Genomic DNA, 15,897 nt, shown 5'->3' on the forward strand with positions numbered 1-15,897 from the left:
TCAGCGTTCGTTATGTATCCCGGACGTTGACCTGTAATTTGACCTATGCAAAAATTTACTTCTCTCCTATATCTGAGAAATATTTCGTTTCTGCTTCTCTGGAGCCTTCTCTTACTCAATTCCTGCAATACAGATAATCCTGCTCCTGTTGATCCTGTCGAGGAAAACAAATATCTGCAGGAGAACACTGCCATTACCGAACTTTCAAAAGATCAGGTTAGCCAAAAGGCCAATGCGCTTAATCCACTGCTGGCTGGTTATGTTAAAAATGGTGTGAAAGTTTATAAGATCACCTATAAAACCAAGAATATCGATGGCGCCGATATTACGGCATCCGGCGCATTGATCCTTCCAATTACGGATCTGCCTGCGTCCATGATCAGCGTTCAGCATGGTACCATCCGCGACGATGCATCCGCCCCGTCCAATTTTGGCGAGAACAGTGAGGCTGCATCTTTCGGTTCTTTATTTGGTTCAATGGGCTATATCATAGCTTATCCGGACTACATTGGTTACGGCGCTTCCAAAGATTATCCACATCCTTATGAGCACAGGGCAAGCCTTGCGTCGGCAACTCTGGATATGTTACGTGCAGCAAAGGAATTCCTGAAAGGCCAGACGGCGGTGAAATGGGATGAAAAATTATATGTAGCGGGTTATTCCGAAGGCGGATACGCCACGATGTCGCTTCAGAAAAAAATAGAAGAGGAGGCGTCGGCCGAGTTTAATCTGAGAGCATCCAGCTGCGGGGCCGGAGCGTACGACAAAACGGCCTTCATGAAATACATTATCAATAGCGGGACGCATGGAATCCCGTCTTACAATTCGCTATATCTCTGGGTTTTACTGACCTACGACAAAATTTATAAACTCAATCGTCCTACCTCTTACTACTTTAAAGCTCCTTACGATGGTTGGATTTCCAGCACCGGTACAAGTACCAACATTAACAAGAGTTTCGACACCATTCTGAATGACTCGTTTAAAAAAGGGCTTAATGATGGTACTGATAAAGGCTTTATAGATGCGATCGGCGACAATGATGTTTATAACTGGAAACCAAAAACCCCTACGCGGCTATTTCACGGCGACGCAGATAAATTGGTTTTTTACTTCAATTCTCAAAAAGCTTATACGACCATGAAGGGATTGGGCGCGACGGATATTCAGTTGATTACCATTCCGGGAGGCGATCATGGAAGTTCTATTGTGACCTTCCTTGCTGGCACCCTGGCATTTTTTACTTCAACAAAGTAATTAGCCTATATTTGCAATCCATCACCCGAGTAGAGTAACTATTCTTTCTATTCTGTTGTTAATTTTTGCAACAAGAATTTTTATCCAATGTCCTCACTGCTTGATCTAGTCGGTAACACTCCGCTCGTTGAATTACAAAAGCTAAACCCCAATCCAAACGTAAAGATTTTCGGAAAACTGGAAGGGAATAATCCTGGCGGAAGTGTGAAGGACCGTGCCGCTTTCAGTATGATCAAGGGTGCATTGGATCGTGGGGAAATAAAACCGGGCATGAAGCTGATCGAGGCAACCAGCGGAAATACTGGCATTGCATTAGCAATGATCGCTCGTTTGTTTGATCTGGAAATAGAGTTGATCATGCCGCAAAGTTCCACCAAAGAGCGGGTTCTTACCATGGAGGCTTACGGTGCTACGGTCATTTTAACCGAAAACATGGAGAGTGCCAGGGATTTTGCGGATGAGAAAGCCTCTGCTGATCATTACTTCATGCTGAACCAATTCGCTAACCCCGACAATTGGAAAGCACATTATCGCACGACCGGCCCGGAAACCTATAAGGATACCAATCAGAAAATTACGCATTTTGTTTCGGCCATGGGCACCACCGGCACCATTATGGGTGTATCCCGTTATTTGAAGGAACAAAACAATGACATACAAATTGTTGGCTGCCAGCCAACAGATGGGTCGAGCATTCCTGGCATAAGAAAATGGCCTTTTGCTTATTTACCGAAAATATTTGAAAGAGAACGCGTGGACAGGGTAATGGAAGTCACCCAGGAAAACGCGGTGATGATGACCCGAAAACTTGCGAGGGAGGAGGCCATTTTTGCCGGTATGAGTAGTGGAGGAGCCGCTTGGGCAGCTATTCAGCTTGCAAAAGAACTCACAGAAGGCGTTATCGTCTTTATCATCTGCGACCGGGGAGACCGTTATCTTTCAAGTGATTTGTTTGGATAGCATTAAAACATCAGCCGTCGGCAATCGGCCTTTTTCAGAAAATAAACCGATCGCCGAAACCGACTGCCATCTGCCTTAAAACCATCCTGATCCGAGGTTCCTGAATGGCCAGGGGATAGCAACCAAAATGATAACAAGCGCCATTCCATAAAAATAGAGCACTGTCCGATGCTTATCGGCTCCCACCATTTTCTTGGAACGTGATCGTCCTATTGTGATGAGTACGATGGCAATGACCATCATTAACACGTGCTCAATCGAATAGAACCTGAAAACATCTACTTTAAGTTGTTTAAAATCGACCTTCGGGCTCATAAAATAAAGTACTAATCCGATCAGCAGCTGGGTATGAGTTGCGATTAAGGCAAACAGGTATATTTTGCTGTCTCCATCTTTGCCGCTTTTCCAATTGGAATAGGCCACAAAAATGGCCGCGATTAAAAGTCCCAATACTACATAGCGAAGTCCCGAGTGGGCACGTAAAAGAGCATTCATAATGGATAAGATATGGTGAATAAGTACAAGCAAGCAAAATTAAGATATTAAGCAGATATTTGCCCACTACTTATATTCCACCAGAGAAATGATCATTTACAACATTACGATCAATATTAGCTACGATGCTGAAAAGGATTGGCTGCATTATATGAAGACCATTCATATTCCTCAAATCCTATCCACAGGTGTTCCTCTCGAATGCAAATTGCTCCGGCTGCTGACCGAAATTGACAATGAAGGTTCGACCTATACAACCCAGTTCAGCTTCCTGACTATGGAAGATTTCCTGGCCTATCAAACGCATTATCAGGCTGATTTTCAGGAGCGTCACCACGAGTTGTATGCTGGCAAATATGTATCCTTCCGAACACTTTTAGAGGACGCATGACCTACGAATGCCCCCTTTAAAGTGCATAATAAATACTTTCAAAAACACGTGCGTTTTCTTGACATTGCGTTATTATTTCCCTTTATTTAATTTACCGTTGAAGCAAATCTGATGCTTTTCTTAGGTTCTAAATTCTTAGTTTTTACAAAATTCCAAGGTATTCAGGATTGGGGCACAGATGTTTTGACAGCGGATGGAAATATGTTTTACCTTAAAACAATGTGCTTATGAGACTGCAGATGCAAGCAATTCATTTTGATGCCGATCCCAAATTGTTGATTTTCATTCAGCAAAAATTAGATAAACTGGATACATTTTATGACCGAATAACAAGTGGAGAGGTATTCCTTAGGCTCGATAAAAGTGATAATGCCAAGCTTCATACTAAGCTTCTTGAAGTAAAACTTTACGTTCCGGGTGGTACGATGTTTGTGAGAGAACAGGGGACGACTTTTGAGGAAGCTACTGATTTAGCAATAGATACTCTAAAGATTCAGGTTAAAAAATTTAAGGATAAGCGGAATAACGCCAGGGCTCCTAAGGTTACTGATGGAGAAGCGGATGGTGTAATCGTTTTGGCAGAAGAAACAGAAGATTAAAATTCATATACATAAAACAGAGGAAGTCGTCCGGATGGGCGGCTTCTTTTGTTTTACATCATCATGATCATTATGCAAATAGAACCTGTTGTTGATTCTTCGTTTGAATACGCATTCAAATTTACTCAGGATGAGGTACAGCGTTTCGCAGATTTAACGGGAGATAACAATCCCATTCACCTTGATGCCGAATATGCTACGACTACCTCTTTCAAAAAACCTATTATTCACGGAATGCTGGGGGCCACTGTATTTACCAAAGTCCTTGGAACACAATTTCCCGGTTTCGGATCGATTTATGTGAAGCAAACGATGGAATTTCTGAGGCCTATGTTTGTGGAAACTGATTATAAGGCCATTTTCCGGATCGTATCCATTAATGAAGAAAAACATATGGCGGATATTTCAACCGAACTCGTTGATGTGGTGACCAATAAGGTTACCACGCGAGGCATGGCGACGATGATCAATCGCGAAAAGTTTTAAAATAATGAGGCCAGATCTTGCGACCTGGCCTCAAAAATTTTTTGTGTGCTTCCTAAATTATTCGTCTGCGTTCTTTTTGTTCTGAACTTCAGCGCGAATATCCTGAGCCAATGTTTTCAGATCTTGCATGCCTTTACGGACACGAGTACCTGCGGCCTGATTACCTTTGGCATAAAACTTATCGAAATCTCCTTCAAGCGAAAGGATCAGATCTTTTACTTCATCAAATCTTGCCATGTTTTCTTTTGTTTTTTAGTTTAAAAATGCCTTTTACACGCTAAAAACGCATGTTTTGACCGAAATTTAGTAATTAAAAGTATTTCCACAACTGAAAAAACAAAAAAAAACACTTCTAAAATACAATTATTCGACTGCAAACATTTAATTAACTGGATATCAATAGCTTAGCTCGAATAGAATTTGATGTAGAATTTAATAAAAAAGAGGACGTTTCTCAAAAACGCCCTCTGGAAAGCAAAAATGCATATTTTTATTTACTCAACTACTTCCTGCACGTCTTCAATCTGGTAAACCCGATTTTTCAATTTCTCCGCCAATGTAGTAAAAGCGTTCAATGTGTATTCGACATCATCAAGCGTATGCGATGCTGTTGGAATAATCCTCAGCATAATCTGGCCTTTTGGCACAACCGGATAAACGACGATTGAACAAAACACACCCATGTTTTCTCTGAGATCCCTCACCATACGGGTAACTTCGGGCACTCCGCCTTCGCTATGAAGAAAAACCGGGGTAACAGGCGATTCGGTTTCGCCAATGTTGAAGCCGCGATTCCTCAGACCGTCCTGCATGGCTTTTACATTCTCCCAAAGCTTGGACCGTAATTCCGGCATGGTCTTCACCATTTCCAGACGCTTCCTGCAACCCTCCACATAGGGCATTGGAAGTGCTTTTGCATAGGTTTGAGAGCGCATATTGTATTTAAGGAACATGATGATATCTGGATCACTGGAAGCAATGAATGCCCCGATCGCTGCCATTGATTTGGCGAAAGTGGAGAAGTAAAGGTCAATTTCGTCCTGTACGCCAAGTAGTTCGCCGACACCAGCTCCGGTATCGCCCATCGTACCAAAACCATGCGCGTCGTCGACCATTAAACGGAAATCATATTTCTTTTTCAGTTCAGCAATCGCTTTCAGGTCGCCAATTTTACCTGACATTCCGAACACACCCTCAGTGATGACCAAAACACCTCCTCCTTTTTCATTCGCAAGCTTTGTAGCACGAATCAGGTTTTTTTCCAGGCTTACCATATCATTATGGTTGAACTTGTAGTACTCTCCCAGTTTCGCCTTATGAAGCCTGATCCCGTCGATTATACATGCATGTGATTCAGCATCATAAACAATCACGTCGCGATGATCGCAGAGGCATTCGATAGCGGACATAATGCCCTGATATCCATAATTCAAAAGAAAAGCATCCTTTTTCCCTACAAATTCAGCCAGCTCTTTCTCGAAAATCTCATGTAAAGTTGAATTTCCTGACATCATCCGGGCGCCCATCGGATAGGCTAAACCCCACTTCGCAGCTGCTTCTGCGTCAATCTGACGTACTTCGGGATGATTAGCTAGGCCCAAATAATTATTAAGACTCCAATTCAACACCTCACGTCCCATAAATCTCATGCGTGGGCCCAAGTCTCCTTCCAACATTGGAAATGAAAAGTAATGATGGCTGTTGAGCATTTTTGCCGGTGTCCCTATCGGCCCTGAGTTATTTCGCAGTTTCTCGAAAATATCCACTCTCTTCTGTTTAATGTGGGTAACAATGATTACTAATGTTAGATAAATGCAAAATTAAAGAAAATACGCTTACTTTAATAGATCACGTTCCCGGGTAAGCATTGTAAATTAGTTAAATAATAAAAATACACCCTTTATCGACAAGGTTATTTTGATATTCTACCACCCAGAAACAGACGGCATTCCATGCATTCAATAAAAAAAATACTCGTTGCGAACCGTGGCGAAATAGCCTTGCGGATCATGCGCACGGCGCGGGAAATGAACATTGCAACTGTTGCAGTTTTCAGTGAAGCAGATCGCAAGTCACCACACGTTCGCTATGCCGATGAAGCCGTTTGCATCGGCCCCGCCCCATCATCAGAATCTTATCTTAACATCGAAAAAATTCTAAAAGTATGTCATGATCTGAATGTGGATGCAATTCATCCAGGTTATGGATTTTTGTCTGAAAATGCAGGATTCGCAAAAAAAGTGACGGAAGCCGGGCTGATTTTTATTGGGCCATCACCTGAAGCCATTGAAATAATGGGGAGCAAGCTTGCCGCCAAACAGGCTGCATCCGCGTATAACATTCCAATGGTTCCTGGAACCGCCAGTGCCATTCATGACAGACAGGAGGCCAAGAAAGTCGCTTCTTCAATCGGTTATCCGATCCTGATTAAAGCCAGCGCGGGTGGCGGGGGAAAGGGAATGCGGATTGTAGAAAACGAAGATGAGTTCGACGAGCAAATGGACAGGGCTGTAAGTGAAGCGCAATCATCTTTTGGTGACGGATCTGTTTTTATTGAAAAATACATTACCTCTCCCAAGCACATTGAGATCCAGGTACTTGGCGATCAATACGGAAATATCATTCATTTGTTTGAGCGGGAATGCTCTATACAACGCAGGCACCAGAAAGTAGTGGAAGAAGCCCCATCCATTTCGATAACACCCGAGATTCGTGAGGAAATGGGCCGTTGCGCGGTGGACGTGGCCAGGTCCTGCGGATATTATGGCGCGGGAACGGTGGAATTCATCCTGGATAAAGACAAGAAATTTTACTTCCTGGAAATGAATACGCGGCTGCAGGTGGAGCATCCGGTCACCGAAATGATCACAGGCATTGATCTCGTCAAACAAATGATTTTCATTGCCGAGGGAAAACCCCTGGCAATCACGCAAGAAATGCTGACGATCAAGGGTCATTCGATAGAAATAAGAGTCTACGCAGAAGATGCAGCCAACGGATTTCTGCCTGATGTTGGAAGATTACATACCTATGTAAAGCCGGATGGAAATGGTGTAAGGGTCGACGACGGATTCGAACAAGGTATGGACATTCCAATCTACTATGATCCGATGATTGCAAAACTCATCACTTATGGACAAAACAGGGAAGAAGCCATCCAGAAAATGATCCGCGCGATTGAGGAATACCAGATTTCCGGCGTAGAGACCACCCTTCCTTTTTGCAGTTTTGTTATGAAACACCCAGCTTTTATTTCAGGCAGTTTCGACACTAATTTTGTATCGAAACATTTTCAGCCGGATATGATGAAATCAAGTCAGGATGCCGAAACACAAGCATTAGCCGCATTGATTTCTGCTTTAATCCGAGATAATGTCCAGCAGGCCGAAGTAATCCAGGGTGAGGAGAAGTTGCCGAATAAATCCCGATGGAAATCTAATCGGTTACAGTCGGGATAAGATTACAAGTCATTGGATTTACGCACAAAAATCCGTACTTTTGCGGTCTTAAATTTTTATAATGCTGAATTATTAAAATTTATAGATTTTGCCAATGGTATGCAAGTATTCTTCTGATCAGTTTTTCTTTGATAAGATGTCTCCCTTCCAACCGATCTCCATTTAATAATATTATCCTACGACTTTAAGACATTCCCAAGTTATCCAGCTATGAAGCTATCCGAATTTAAGTTTGATCTTCCCCAAAGTTTAATTGCACTTCATCCCTCTGACCGCGGCGAATCCCGCCTCATGGTTGTTCATCGAAAATCAGGAGAAATTGAACATAAAACATTTGCCGATCTGATTAATTATTTTGACGACGGAGATGTAATGGCCATAAATGATACCAAAGTTTTCCCAGCCCGACTTTACGGTCAAAAAGAGAAAACCGGTGCTAAAATTGAGGTTTTTCTGCTTCGCGAATTAAACCGCGAAATGCGTCTGTGGGATGTACTTGTTGATCCTGCGCGTAAAATCCGTGTTGGAAATAAACTTTACTTTGGAGATAGCGACCTTGTTGCTGAGGTCATTGACAATACTACTTCACGCGGGCGTACCATTCGTTTTTTATATGACGGTGATAATGATGCTTTCATGAAATTGGTGGATGAACTGGGAGAAACACCGCTTCCCCCAGAAATTATTTCACGCCGTAAAGTTGAAACCTCTGACCGTGAACGCTTCCAAACCATTTTTGCAGAACATGTGGGTGCAGTAGCAGCTCCAACTGCCGGAATGCACTTTACAAAAGCAATTATGAAACGTCTTGAAATCAAAGGCGTAAACTTTGCACCTGTTACATTGCACGTAGGCCTGGGTACCTTCAGGACTGTGGATGTGGAGGATTTGACAAAACATAAAACCGATTCAGAGAATTATCGGATCACACAGGCAAGTGCTGGAATCGTGAATGCCGCCATAGATGGTAAAAAGCGGATTTGTGCTGTTGGTACCACTTCACTAAAGGCAATTGAATCGTCAGTGTCTGCGAGCGGACATTTGAAAGCTGTGGAAGGATGGACGGATAAATTTGTTTTCCCGCCTTACGAATTCAAAATTGCAACTTCGCTACTATCAAACTTCCAGCTTCCCGAATCGATATTGTTAATGTCGGCTTGTGCGTTTGGTGGATTTGATCTGGTCATGAAGGCTTATGATCTTGCTATTAAAGAGAAATACAAATTTTTCACATATGGTGACGCAATGCTGATCGTTTAGCAGCCGTCACAAGTATCATTGGTCATTTATGTTTAAGGGTTATTAATCCTGATGCGTAAATGGCCTTTTTGTTAACAGCCATCTGACTTATGCAGGAATACGCAATCATTGTCGCCGGTGGAAGCGGAAGTCGAATGAAAAGCGATATTCCCAAGCAATTCCTGCCCATTCACGGCCTCCCCGTGTTAATGCACACGATCAAGGCTTTCCGCCGATATTCTGATCAATTAATCATCCTTGTCGTATTGCCTGAAAATCAGATTGATCTCTGGCAGGAATTATGTGAAAAACATCACTTTCACGAAACCTATGGCCTTGTCAAAGGCGGCGAGACACGATTTCAATCCGTAAGTAACGGCTTAATGAAAATTAAAGACGCCGATGCATTGGTGGCTGTTCACGATGGTGTTCGTCCTGTCATTTTTAAGGAAATCATAGCGGATAGTTTTAAGGTAGCCGCCAGGTCTGGCTCAGCTGTGGTAAGTGTGCCATTAAAAGATTCGATAAGATTGATTATTAAAGATAAAAATAAAGCGGTCGACAGGAGCCAATTCCGTCTGATCCAAACTCCGCAGACTTTTAGGCTAAGCTGGATGCAGGATGCATTTACGACCTCATATCAGGAAACATTTACAGATTGTGCCAGTGTTTTAGAAGCCAAGGGCTACCCAATTTTCTTGATTGAAGGAAGTTACGAAAATATAAAAATCACTACCCCAGAAGATTTACTCTGGGCAGAAGTGTATTTGAAACCATGACAATTCGCGACATACTTCATCTCAGGCTGCATAATCAGCTTATTTCAAATTACCCTTGGAAATCGCCGGAAGAGGTTGTGCGCTGGCTTGGTGCCATGCAGGCTCAGGATTATCCCGGCGCCAAATGGTCTATCGCATTGCGTGTGCCGGATTTAAAAGATGCCTATATCGATAAGGCATTGGCAGCGCGAACGATCATCCGCACTTGGCCTATGCGGGGCACATTGCATTTTGTAGCTGCGGAAGATGCCCGCTGGATGCTGAAATTACTTACCCCACGAATTATCTCAGGCTCTGCCGGTCGTTACCGGCAGCTAAACCTGGATGACAAAGTTTTCAACAAGAGCACCGAGTTGCTTTTGAAGGCTATGGAAGGTGGTAAGCAACTCATGCGCAGTGAGCTTTTCGGACTTTTGGAAGACAATGGCATTGCTACGGCTGATCAACGTGGGATGCATATCATCAACACGCTGGCACAGAATCAAATACTCTGTCATGGAATCCACAATGATAAGCAACCTACTTATGTGCTCTTTGACGAGTGGGTGACACAATCCAACGAGTTTGAGACGGTGGATGCATTGGGTGAATTAGCATTGCGGTACTTTCTGAGTCATGGCCCCGCCACCATTCATGATTTTGTTTGGTGGACCGGCCTAAGGATTTCCGATGCTAGATCAGGACTTAACATGGTCTCATCACAGCTTGAAGCAGGTGAGGTCGATGGAAAAACCTACTGGTATGCTCCCGGACTACCTGATATGAGCAACTCAAATTCCGTTTTTTTGCTGCCTGGTTTTGATGAATATATGCTTGGTTATACAGATAGGGTACTTATGCTGGAAAAACAGCATTCAGCTAAAATTGTACCTGGCAATAACGGTGTTTTCATGCCAACCATCATTGTAAACGGAAAGGTTGAAGGAACCTGGAAACGGGTTTTAAAAAAAGATAGTGTATCGATTGAAATGCTTCCATTTGGGAAAATAAGTCAACTAAAAAAGAAAAAGATCGAACAGGAGGCAAAGAAATATGGCAAATACCTGGACAGAAAAATCTCTTCAATTAATTGGCTATAAGTACTCTATAATGCTGTTGCTACAACCATTTATCAAACCACTCAAAAGCATCCGCCTGCATTTTAGCATCGAACTTATGCGGCCCGTCATAAAATTTGGCAGCATACTTTTCTGACGCTTTGGCTTTTTTAAATACTTCTGTGAGGATATTATCCGCTTTTTTCATTTCGGCTAACGTGTAAAGTTCATCCTGATTATTGTTCAGAACCAATGTAGGAAGCGGAACTCTTAAACCGATAATTTCAGGGAAATCCAGATATTGAGGTAATAGGGGCGTATAAGTCATCCAGGTATGGTTGAATGATTTGTTTAGGATCAGGTCATTCCACGTAGTCATAAAGCCAACACACACGGCGCATTTGATCCGTGGATCCAATCCGGCAAGATAAACAGTCCTAAGTCCACCTCCTGAAAGTCCCCCGCAGCCAATTCGATTCGAATCCACGTCTTTACGAGCGCTCAGAATGTCCAGCGCGATCTGATCTTCTGACAAAAATACGCCCGGCCAGGTCGTTCCAGCACAGAACAACGATTTTGACATCACATGTTCGTGCTCTGAGGACCATGTATTATACGTTTCGATATTTTCACTTTTTTCCGGATCAATGTCACTTTTTCCGGTGGTTTTTACCTCGCCCCAATCCAAACCTTTCACATCTTCATAGAATACTCTTCTGCTTCCGAAAGCAAAGGCGTCATTAACCAGCACCACGTATCCTCTCTTGGCGATTTCATTGGCCCATGCTTTTCCTTCATAATTTGTTTCCTGATGTTCTTTGAGCAATGGATGCTGGTCATCCGAAGTCTTGACGATTTTTCTGTAACCAAAATATTTCTTTCCTGCATGATCATGTAGCCCTAGTACTGCCGGAAGTGGCTTACTAACACCTTGCGGTTTCAGTAAAATTGCACTGGTTGGACGCCCATAGGGCATTTGCCAGGTCAATTCTTCAATTTCCAATCCATCATAAACATACTTATTCACGACAGTAACCGCTGGTGCCTTGACTTTTGGCGGACTGGAAACCAACTCCATAGTCTTACCCAGAGCCTGCTTTTTCCATGAAGCAAGATCCTTCCATTTGTCATTTCTAAAAGACAGAGGAGGAACTTTTGGTAAAAGAGATACGGCCCAGGGACCATAACCGCCTATTAAGCTCTTTTCTGATGACATGGAAAAATTGTTTATTGTTTTGATTTGTTCGCTGGAAATTCCGGTAATATAATGTTCGCCCATCAGCAATGGTAATGCCGAGGTATATGCCGTTGTTTTGAGAAATGCTCTCCTGGGCATTTTTTCCGGCCCTTCCTTGTTTTCAATTTTCATAGCTAAACCTTTACAAAGATTTTTTGACGGTAGAGAAAGTATAGACAAAACCAAACGAGCAGGAAACCGCCGAGTGCATTATACACTTCATGCCATTTCCCAGGAGCATACTTATAGAATCCTTCAAAAAGCAGCCTGGAAGTATAGTTAAAGTCGACAAACCTGACGGCCAGATAAATCACGAGAGAATTCATTCCAATAACCCTGAAGAAAAATGACCATTTCTTGTATCCTTGAACATCAATAATCCAATAAAACACCGCGAGCAATGTAAATGCCATCCCGGCGGTCAACATAATAAATGAGCTGGACCATAAATGTTTATTAATTGGAAAAACATAATTCCAGATAAGCCCGGTCACAATTCCAGAAGCCCCTACAAGGAGCAATTTTTTAAATTTTTCGGATGCTGGAATTGGGTTTAGAAGAATATCGCCTGCCAATGTTCCAAGTAGTGTCAAACACAAGGCAGGAAATTGCGTTAAGAGCGCTAACTCATCATAAGTGCCTTGTTTTAATTTCCCTGGCATAAAATTTCGATCGACCCACCCAACAAGGTTACCTTCAAACGAAAGATTCCCCGGGCCAAAGCCTGGAACCGGAATCAGCAAAAGGGCGAGATAGTACAGTGCTAAAATTCCCAGCACAATGTAAAGCCTTTGGTTCCAGGAAAATCTCAAATATAGGATAGCGCCAATAAATGTTGCAATTCCAATGCGCCCCAATACACTTCCATAGCGGATGTGCGCCGGGTCAAACAGATCAATGGGTGCATTTTTATCGAGGATACCTAATGCAATAAGGATTAGCATTCGTTTAAAAATCTTATTCCTCAGGACTGAATGACTGATTCCCTTCACAATTCCACTCGTGATGCTGAATGTCATTGAGGTCCCGGCCAGAAAAAGAAACAATGGAAAAATAAAATCAAAAAACGTAAATCCATTCCATTCGGGATGCTCAAATTGCGAGGCGACCCAATCCACAAATGGTATCCCTGTTTTACCACCCAATAAAAAGATAAATGCGCCGCCGCCTGAAATCATGAGCATATCAAATCCACGCAGGGCGTCAATAGAGGCTAGCCGCGTTGATGAAATGACGATTTTCGCCTCAGGCTTCAAATATATTGGTGACGCTTCCATTGAATCAGGGTTTGATTTTGAATATAAGCCACTTAACCTCGTATTTTAACGTCGCAATTTGGTAGCGCCGTAATCTAATTGTGAATGCTGAACTCGTTTTTAAGTAGACTAGAAGATTTCCTATCAAGAAAAAAGGTACAATTGGGATGCTCTTGTAAAACACTGGCCGGAATTTGATTACTCACTGTATTTTCCAAACTGTTTCTTACAGCAATTGCCTTTCGCTTATCCGGAACAGAGCAGATGATATTTTCTGACATCATAATTTGCCTGATCGACATGCTAATGGCTTGAAGGGGAACATCTTCAAGTGATGCAAACCATCCCTCTCCCATTTGTTGCTGGCGACATGGCTCGTCTAGGTTTACAACTAGATAGGGTTCGTCTGTCTGAAAGTCAGCAGGCGGGTCGTTAAAAGCAAGATGCCCGTTTTCACCAATACCCACCAATGCAACGTCGATAGGATGATCGCGGATAATTTTGTTCAGATTAATAATTTCATCCTCAATATTTCCCTCTCCATTGATCAGATAGACTGCCAGCAAAGACGGTACCTTAGACAAAAATCGCTCCTGTAAGTATCTCCGGAAACTTGCTAAATGATTGACCGATAGTCCTATATACTCATCCAAATGAAATAAAGTCACTTTGGACCATTCAATATCATCTTCCGCAGTCAATTGTTCCAATGTTTCAAACTGGCTTGTTCCTGTTGCCAGAATAATATTAGCCTTACCTTTTTCTTTAATTGCAATTCGGATCAAACTCGCCGCAAAAGTGCCAGCCGATTCGCCCAATTCCTCTTTATCCTTAGCTATAATAACTTTCATTAAACATTATGATTTTACGCCTGTATTTCCTCCATCTTTTAAGGTAATGTCAACCGGTTGGTTTTTCTTCCACGACCCATTTGTAAAATCCGGAATGTCTATGGAATTAGATTTATTGGCTACCGACCACTCGCTCAGCGGCGAAATCACGCTCCATGACGCTGCATCATAAACGTCCTGATCCAGTGGCAACCCATTTCGCAGACAATCAATAAGCCTCCAGTCCATCAGAAAATCCATTCCTCCGTGACCACCTACTTTTTTAGCCAGTTCTCCTACTTTTTTAACAATTTCCGGTTGGTATTTTTGCTCAAATGCTTTAAAATCGTTTTCATTCAACCACTCATGGCCTTTTGAGATCCTTCCCTCCTGGCCGTTTTCAAGCAACGGGTATTTTTGTGCTGCTCCTTTGGTACCACTGATTAAATGCAGGCGCGAGTAAGGTCTTGGGGAAGACACATCATGCTGTAACATGATTGTTTTACCCTTGGCGGTTTTGATGGTTGTGGTATTCATATTACCTCTGAATTTCTTATCTGCAAATTGTTTGAAGTCCGCATCCTGAGCAGCCAGCTGGTTCGCTTTGGCTTTTAGCATGAAATCATTACTGCTCATGGACACAAGAAAATCCATCCTATCCCCACGATTAATATCGAGAATCTGTGCAATTGGCCCCAGACCGTGTGTAGGATATAAATTGCCATTGCGCTGATTTTCTTTCAGACGCCATAGGTCAAATCTTTTATTCTTCTCAAATAGGGATTCAAATATATCATGAATATATGCTCCTTCCACATGTACAATTTCTCCAAAGAAGCCCTGTCTGGCCATATTCAGGGTTAGCAATTCAAAAAAATCGTAGCAGCAATTTTCAAGCATCATACAATGCATTTTTGTTCGTTCCGAAGTTTCCACCAACTTCCAGCAATCACCCACAGAAGTGGCAGCAGGAATTTCGACAGCCACATGCTTGCCTTGTTCCATTGCATAGAGCGCCATAGGAGTGTGGAGATTCCAAGGTGTACAAATGTATATCAGATCAAGGTCACTGCGCTCGCAAAGTCTTTTCCAGGCATCCTGCGAGCCGGAATAAACCTGTGGTTGTTGACCTGCGGATTCCAGCTGCTTTTTCGCCTTATCGGCCTTCTCTGAAACAATGTCTGCAACTGCTTTAACCTGGATGTTTTCCAGGTTAACTATTCTGTTGATGGCTCCACTACCTCTGTTGCCCAGGCCAATATATCCAATCCTAACGGTATCAATTTTAGGGGCAGCGTAGCCACTCATATTGAAAAGCTGCTTATGATCCCCCGAGCGAGGCTCAACCAGGTTAGGCTTAAAAATTTGATTTGTTTTACCTGTGATACTAATCCCACCTAAACCTGCCAATTTCAGGAATTCTCTCTTTTTCATCTTGAAGCCATTTTACCTGATTGAGAATTATCATTTGGTACTGATACAATTTTACAATGTTTTACACCGAGATTATCAATATTAGGGGTAAATAATAGCGAAAATTTTATTGGAGAAACAATAGTTAATTTTGCATTGCGAATTACTGGTGAAGCACATTCAGAAAATATATTTACCTATTCAAAGTTGTGCTTTCCGCTAAACTGATTGTCCATAATTCTGCAAGCGATGATAGAAAAAGAAGAAAGCTGGAACTCCTTTACACACAAAAAAAAGCATCCTTGTTAGGGGATGCTTTTGCTATAAATGGTATTGTGGCGACTACCTACTTTACCAGGTTTGATCCAAGTATCATCGGCGGTTCTGGGCTTAACTTCTCTGTTCGGGATGGGAAGAGGTGAACACCAGGCCAATAGTCACCAACAAGCTCTTTTGTTGG

Annotated in this window: 16 protein-coding genes and 1 rRNA gene; 9 read left to right on the forward strand and 8 right to left on the reverse strand. The window is 42.5% G+C overall.

Annotated elements, in window-relative coordinates; genetic code table 11:
• Positions 1 to 45: 45 nt before the first annotated feature.
• Complete coding sequence (locus FHS68_RS24735; RefSeq protein WP_167276441.1) at positions 46 to 1,257, forward strand: alpha/beta hydrolase family protein; 1,212 nt, start codon at positions 46 to 48, stop codon at positions 1,255 to 1,257.
• Between the two features lie 87 nt (positions 1,258 to 1,344).
• Complete coding sequence (gene cysM, locus FHS68_RS24740; protein ID WP_167276444.1) at positions 1,345 to 2,217, forward strand: cysteine synthase CysM; 873 nt, start codon at positions 1,345 to 1,347, stop codon at positions 2,215 to 2,217.
• A 75-nt stretch (positions 2,218 to 2,292) separates the two neighbouring features.
• Here cysM and FHS68_RS24745 read toward each other — a convergent pair whose 3' ends face one another.
• Entirely contained in the window at positions 2,293 to 2,712 is a 420-nt protein-coding gene (locus FHS68_RS24745) for a cytochrome B (RefSeq protein ID WP_167276447.1), read from the reverse strand.
• Positions 2,713 to 2,800: 88 nt separating this feature from the next.
• Between FHS68_RS24745 and FHS68_RS24750 the strand changes: the two genes are divergently transcribed.
• From FHS68_RS24750 to FHS68_RS24760, 3 genes are all read left to right on the forward strand, one after another.
• Positions 2,801 to 3,103, forward strand: coding sequence for a DUF4286 family protein (locus FHS68_RS24750; RefSeq protein ID WP_167276449.1), 303 nt, complete (start codon positions 2,801 to 2,803; stop codon positions 3,101 to 3,103).
• A gap of 227 nt (positions 3,104 to 3,330) precedes the next feature.
• The gene (locus tag FHS68_RS24755; RefSeq protein ID WP_167276452.1) at positions 3,331 to 3,702 is read left to right on the forward strand and encodes an HPF/RaiA family ribosome-associated protein; all 372 of its coding nucleotides are present in this window, start codon (positions 3,331 to 3,333) and stop codon (positions 3,700 to 3,702) included.
• 72 nt (positions 3,703 to 3,774) lie between these two features.
• A complete protein-coding gene (locus FHS68_RS24760; protein ID WP_167276454.1) occupies positions 3,775 to 4,188 on the forward strand; it encodes a MaoC family dehydratase in 414 nt (137 codons plus the stop codon).
• Between the two features lie 57 nt (positions 4,189 to 4,245).
• Here the strand turns inward: FHS68_RS24760 and FHS68_RS24765 are convergent, their stop codons facing one another.
• The gene (locus FHS68_RS24765; RefSeq protein WP_167276457.1) at positions 4,246 to 4,425 is read right to left on the reverse strand and encodes a BF3379 family histone-like protein; all 180 of its coding nucleotides are present in this window, start codon (positions 4,423 to 4,425) and stop codon (positions 4,246 to 4,248) included.
• A 257-nt stretch (positions 4,426 to 4,682) separates the two neighbouring features.
• On the reverse strand, positions 4,683 to 5,954 hold the full coding sequence (locus tag FHS68_RS24770; RefSeq protein WP_167276459.1) for an aminotransferase class I/II-fold pyridoxal phosphate-dependent enzyme: 1,272 nt from the start codon (positions 5,952 to 5,954) through the stop codon (positions 4,683 to 4,685).
• A 186-nt stretch (positions 5,955 to 6,140) separates the two neighbouring features.
• Here FHS68_RS24770 and accC point away from each other — a divergent pair, with 186 nt between their 5' ends.
• The 4 genes from accC to FHS68_RS24790 all read left to right on the forward strand — a co-directional run bounded on the left by accC (position 6,141) and on the right by FHS68_RS24790 (position 10,743).
• A complete protein-coding gene (gene accC / locus FHS68_RS24775; protein ID WP_167276462.1) occupies positions 6,141 to 7,646 on the forward strand; it encodes an acetyl-CoA carboxylase biotin carboxylase subunit in 1,506 nt (501 codons plus the stop codon).
• 210 nt (positions 7,647 to 7,856) lie between these two features.
• Positions 7,857 to 8,906 (forward strand): tRNA preQ1(34) S-adenosylmethionine ribosyltransferase-isomerase QueA, encoded by a 1,050-nt coding sequence (gene queA / locus FHS68_RS24780; protein ID WP_167276464.1) that lies wholly within the window; start codon positions 7,857 to 7,859, stop codon positions 8,904 to 8,906.
• Between the two features lie 89 nt (positions 8,907 to 8,995).
• Positions 8,996 to 9,664, forward strand: coding sequence for a 2-C-methyl-D-erythritol 4-phosphate cytidylyltransferase (locus FHS68_RS24785; protein WP_167276467.1), 669 nt, complete (start codon positions 8,996 to 8,998; stop codon positions 9,662 to 9,664).
• Positions 9,661 to 10,743 carry a winged helix DNA-binding domain-containing protein gene (locus FHS68_RS24790; protein ID WP_167276468.1) on the forward strand — a complete coding sequence of 361 codons (1,083 nt, stop codon included), beginning with the start codon at positions 9,661 to 9,663 and terminating at the stop codon, positions 10,741 to 10,743. Before FHS68_RS24785 ends, FHS68_RS24790 begins: the two co-directional genes overlap by 4 nt.
• A 19-nt stretch (positions 10,744 to 10,762) precedes the next feature.
• Here FHS68_RS24790 and FHS68_RS24795 read toward each other — a convergent pair whose 3' ends face one another.
• From FHS68_RS24795 to rrf, 5 genes are all read right to left on the reverse strand, one after another.
• Positions 10,763 to 12,070, reverse strand: coding sequence for a dienelactone hydrolase family protein (locus FHS68_RS24795; RefSeq protein WP_167276471.1), 1,308 nt, complete (start codon positions 12,068 to 12,070; stop codon positions 10,763 to 10,765).
• A 2-nt stretch (positions 12,071 to 12,072) separates the two neighbouring features.
• Positions 12,073 to 13,215, reverse strand: coding sequence for an acyltransferase family protein (locus tag FHS68_RS24800; RefSeq protein WP_167276473.1), 1,143 nt, complete (start codon positions 13,213 to 13,215; stop codon positions 12,073 to 12,075).
• Between the two features lie 74 nt (positions 13,216 to 13,289).
• Positions 13,290 to 14,045, reverse strand: a complete 756-nt coding sequence (locus FHS68_RS24805) for a glucosamine-6-phosphate deaminase (protein ID WP_167276476.1) — start codon at positions 14,043 to 14,045, stop codon at positions 13,290 to 13,292.
• 6 nt (positions 14,046 to 14,051) lie between these two features.
• Positions 14,052 to 15,458, reverse strand: coding sequence for a Gfo/Idh/MocA family protein (locus FHS68_RS24810; protein WP_167276481.1), 1,407 nt, complete (start codon positions 15,456 to 15,458; stop codon positions 14,052 to 14,054).
• A 312-nt stretch (positions 15,459 to 15,770) separates the two neighbouring features.
• Positions 15,771 to 15,882, reverse strand: a 5S ribosomal RNA gene (rrf, locus tag FHS68_RS24815).
• Positions 15,883 to 15,897: the final 15 nt, after the last annotated feature.

It is taken from the genome of Dyadobacter arcticus, assembly GCF_011762185.1.
In the GTDB taxonomy this organism is placed as follows: Bacteria; Bacteroidota; Bacteroidia; order Cytophagales; family Spirosomataceae; genus Dyadobacter; species Dyadobacter arcticus.

What these genes read in the sequence shown, in the direction of transcription:
- FHS68_RS24790 (WP_167276468.1), top strand. Translation starts at nt 9,661, where the DNA reads ATGACAATTCGCGACATACTTCATCTCAGGCTGCATAATCAGCTTATT.
- FHS68_RS24765 (WP_167276457.1), bottom strand. Translation starts at nt 4,425, where the DNA reads ATGGCAAGATTTGATGAAGTAAAAGATCTGATCCTTTCGCTTGAAGGA.
- FHS68_RS24800 (WP_167276473.1), bottom strand. Translation starts at nt 13,215, where the DNA reads ATGGAAGCGTCACCAATATATTTGAAGCCTGAGGCGAAAATCGTCATT.
- FHS68_RS24745 (WP_167276447.1), bottom strand. Translation starts at nt 2,712, where the DNA reads ATGAATGCTCTTTTACGTGCCCACTCGGGACTTCGCTATGTAGTATTG.
- FHS68_RS24735 (WP_167276441.1), top strand. Translation starts at nt 46, where the DNA reads ATGCAAAAATTTACTTCTCTCCTATATCTGAGAAATATTTCGTTTCTG.
- FHS68_RS24785 (WP_167276467.1), top strand. Translation starts at nt 8,996, where the DNA reads ATGCAGGAATACGCAATCATTGTCGCCGGTGGAAGCGGAAGTCGAATG.
- FHS68_RS24760 (WP_167276454.1), top strand. Translation starts at nt 3,775, where the DNA reads ATGCAAATAGAACCTGTTGTTGATTCTTCGTTTGAATACGCATTCAAA.
- FHS68_RS24805 (WP_167276476.1), bottom strand. Translation starts at nt 14,045, where the DNA reads ATGAAAGTTATTATAGCTAAGGATAAAGAGGAATTGGGCGAATCGGCT.
- FHS68_RS24750 (WP_167276449.1), top strand. Translation starts at nt 2,801, where the DNA reads ATGATCATTTACAACATTACGATCAATATTAGCTACGATGCTGAAAAG.
- FHS68_RS24810 (WP_167276481.1), bottom strand. Translation starts at nt 15,458, where the DNA reads ATGAAAAAGAGAGAATTCCTGAAATTGGCAGGTTTAGGTGGGATTAGT.
- FHS68_RS24755 (WP_167276452.1), top strand. Translation starts at nt 3,331, where the DNA reads ATGAGACTGCAGATGCAAGCAATTCATTTTGATGCCGATCCCAAATTG.
- FHS68_RS24795 (WP_167276471.1), bottom strand. Translation starts at nt 12,070, where the DNA reads ATGAAAATTGAAAACAAGGAAGGGCCGGAAAAAATGCCCAGGAGAGCA.
- queA (WP_167276464.1), top strand. Translation starts at nt 7,857, where the DNA reads ATGAAGCTATCCGAATTTAAGTTTGATCTTCCCCAAAGTTTAATTGCA.
- accC (WP_167276462.1), top strand. Translation starts at nt 6,141, where the DNA reads ATGCATTCAATAAAAAAAATACTCGTTGCGAACCGTGGCGAAATAGCC.
- cysM (WP_167276444.1), top strand. Translation starts at nt 1,345, where the DNA reads ATGTCCTCACTGCTTGATCTAGTCGGTAACACTCCGCTCGTTGAATTA.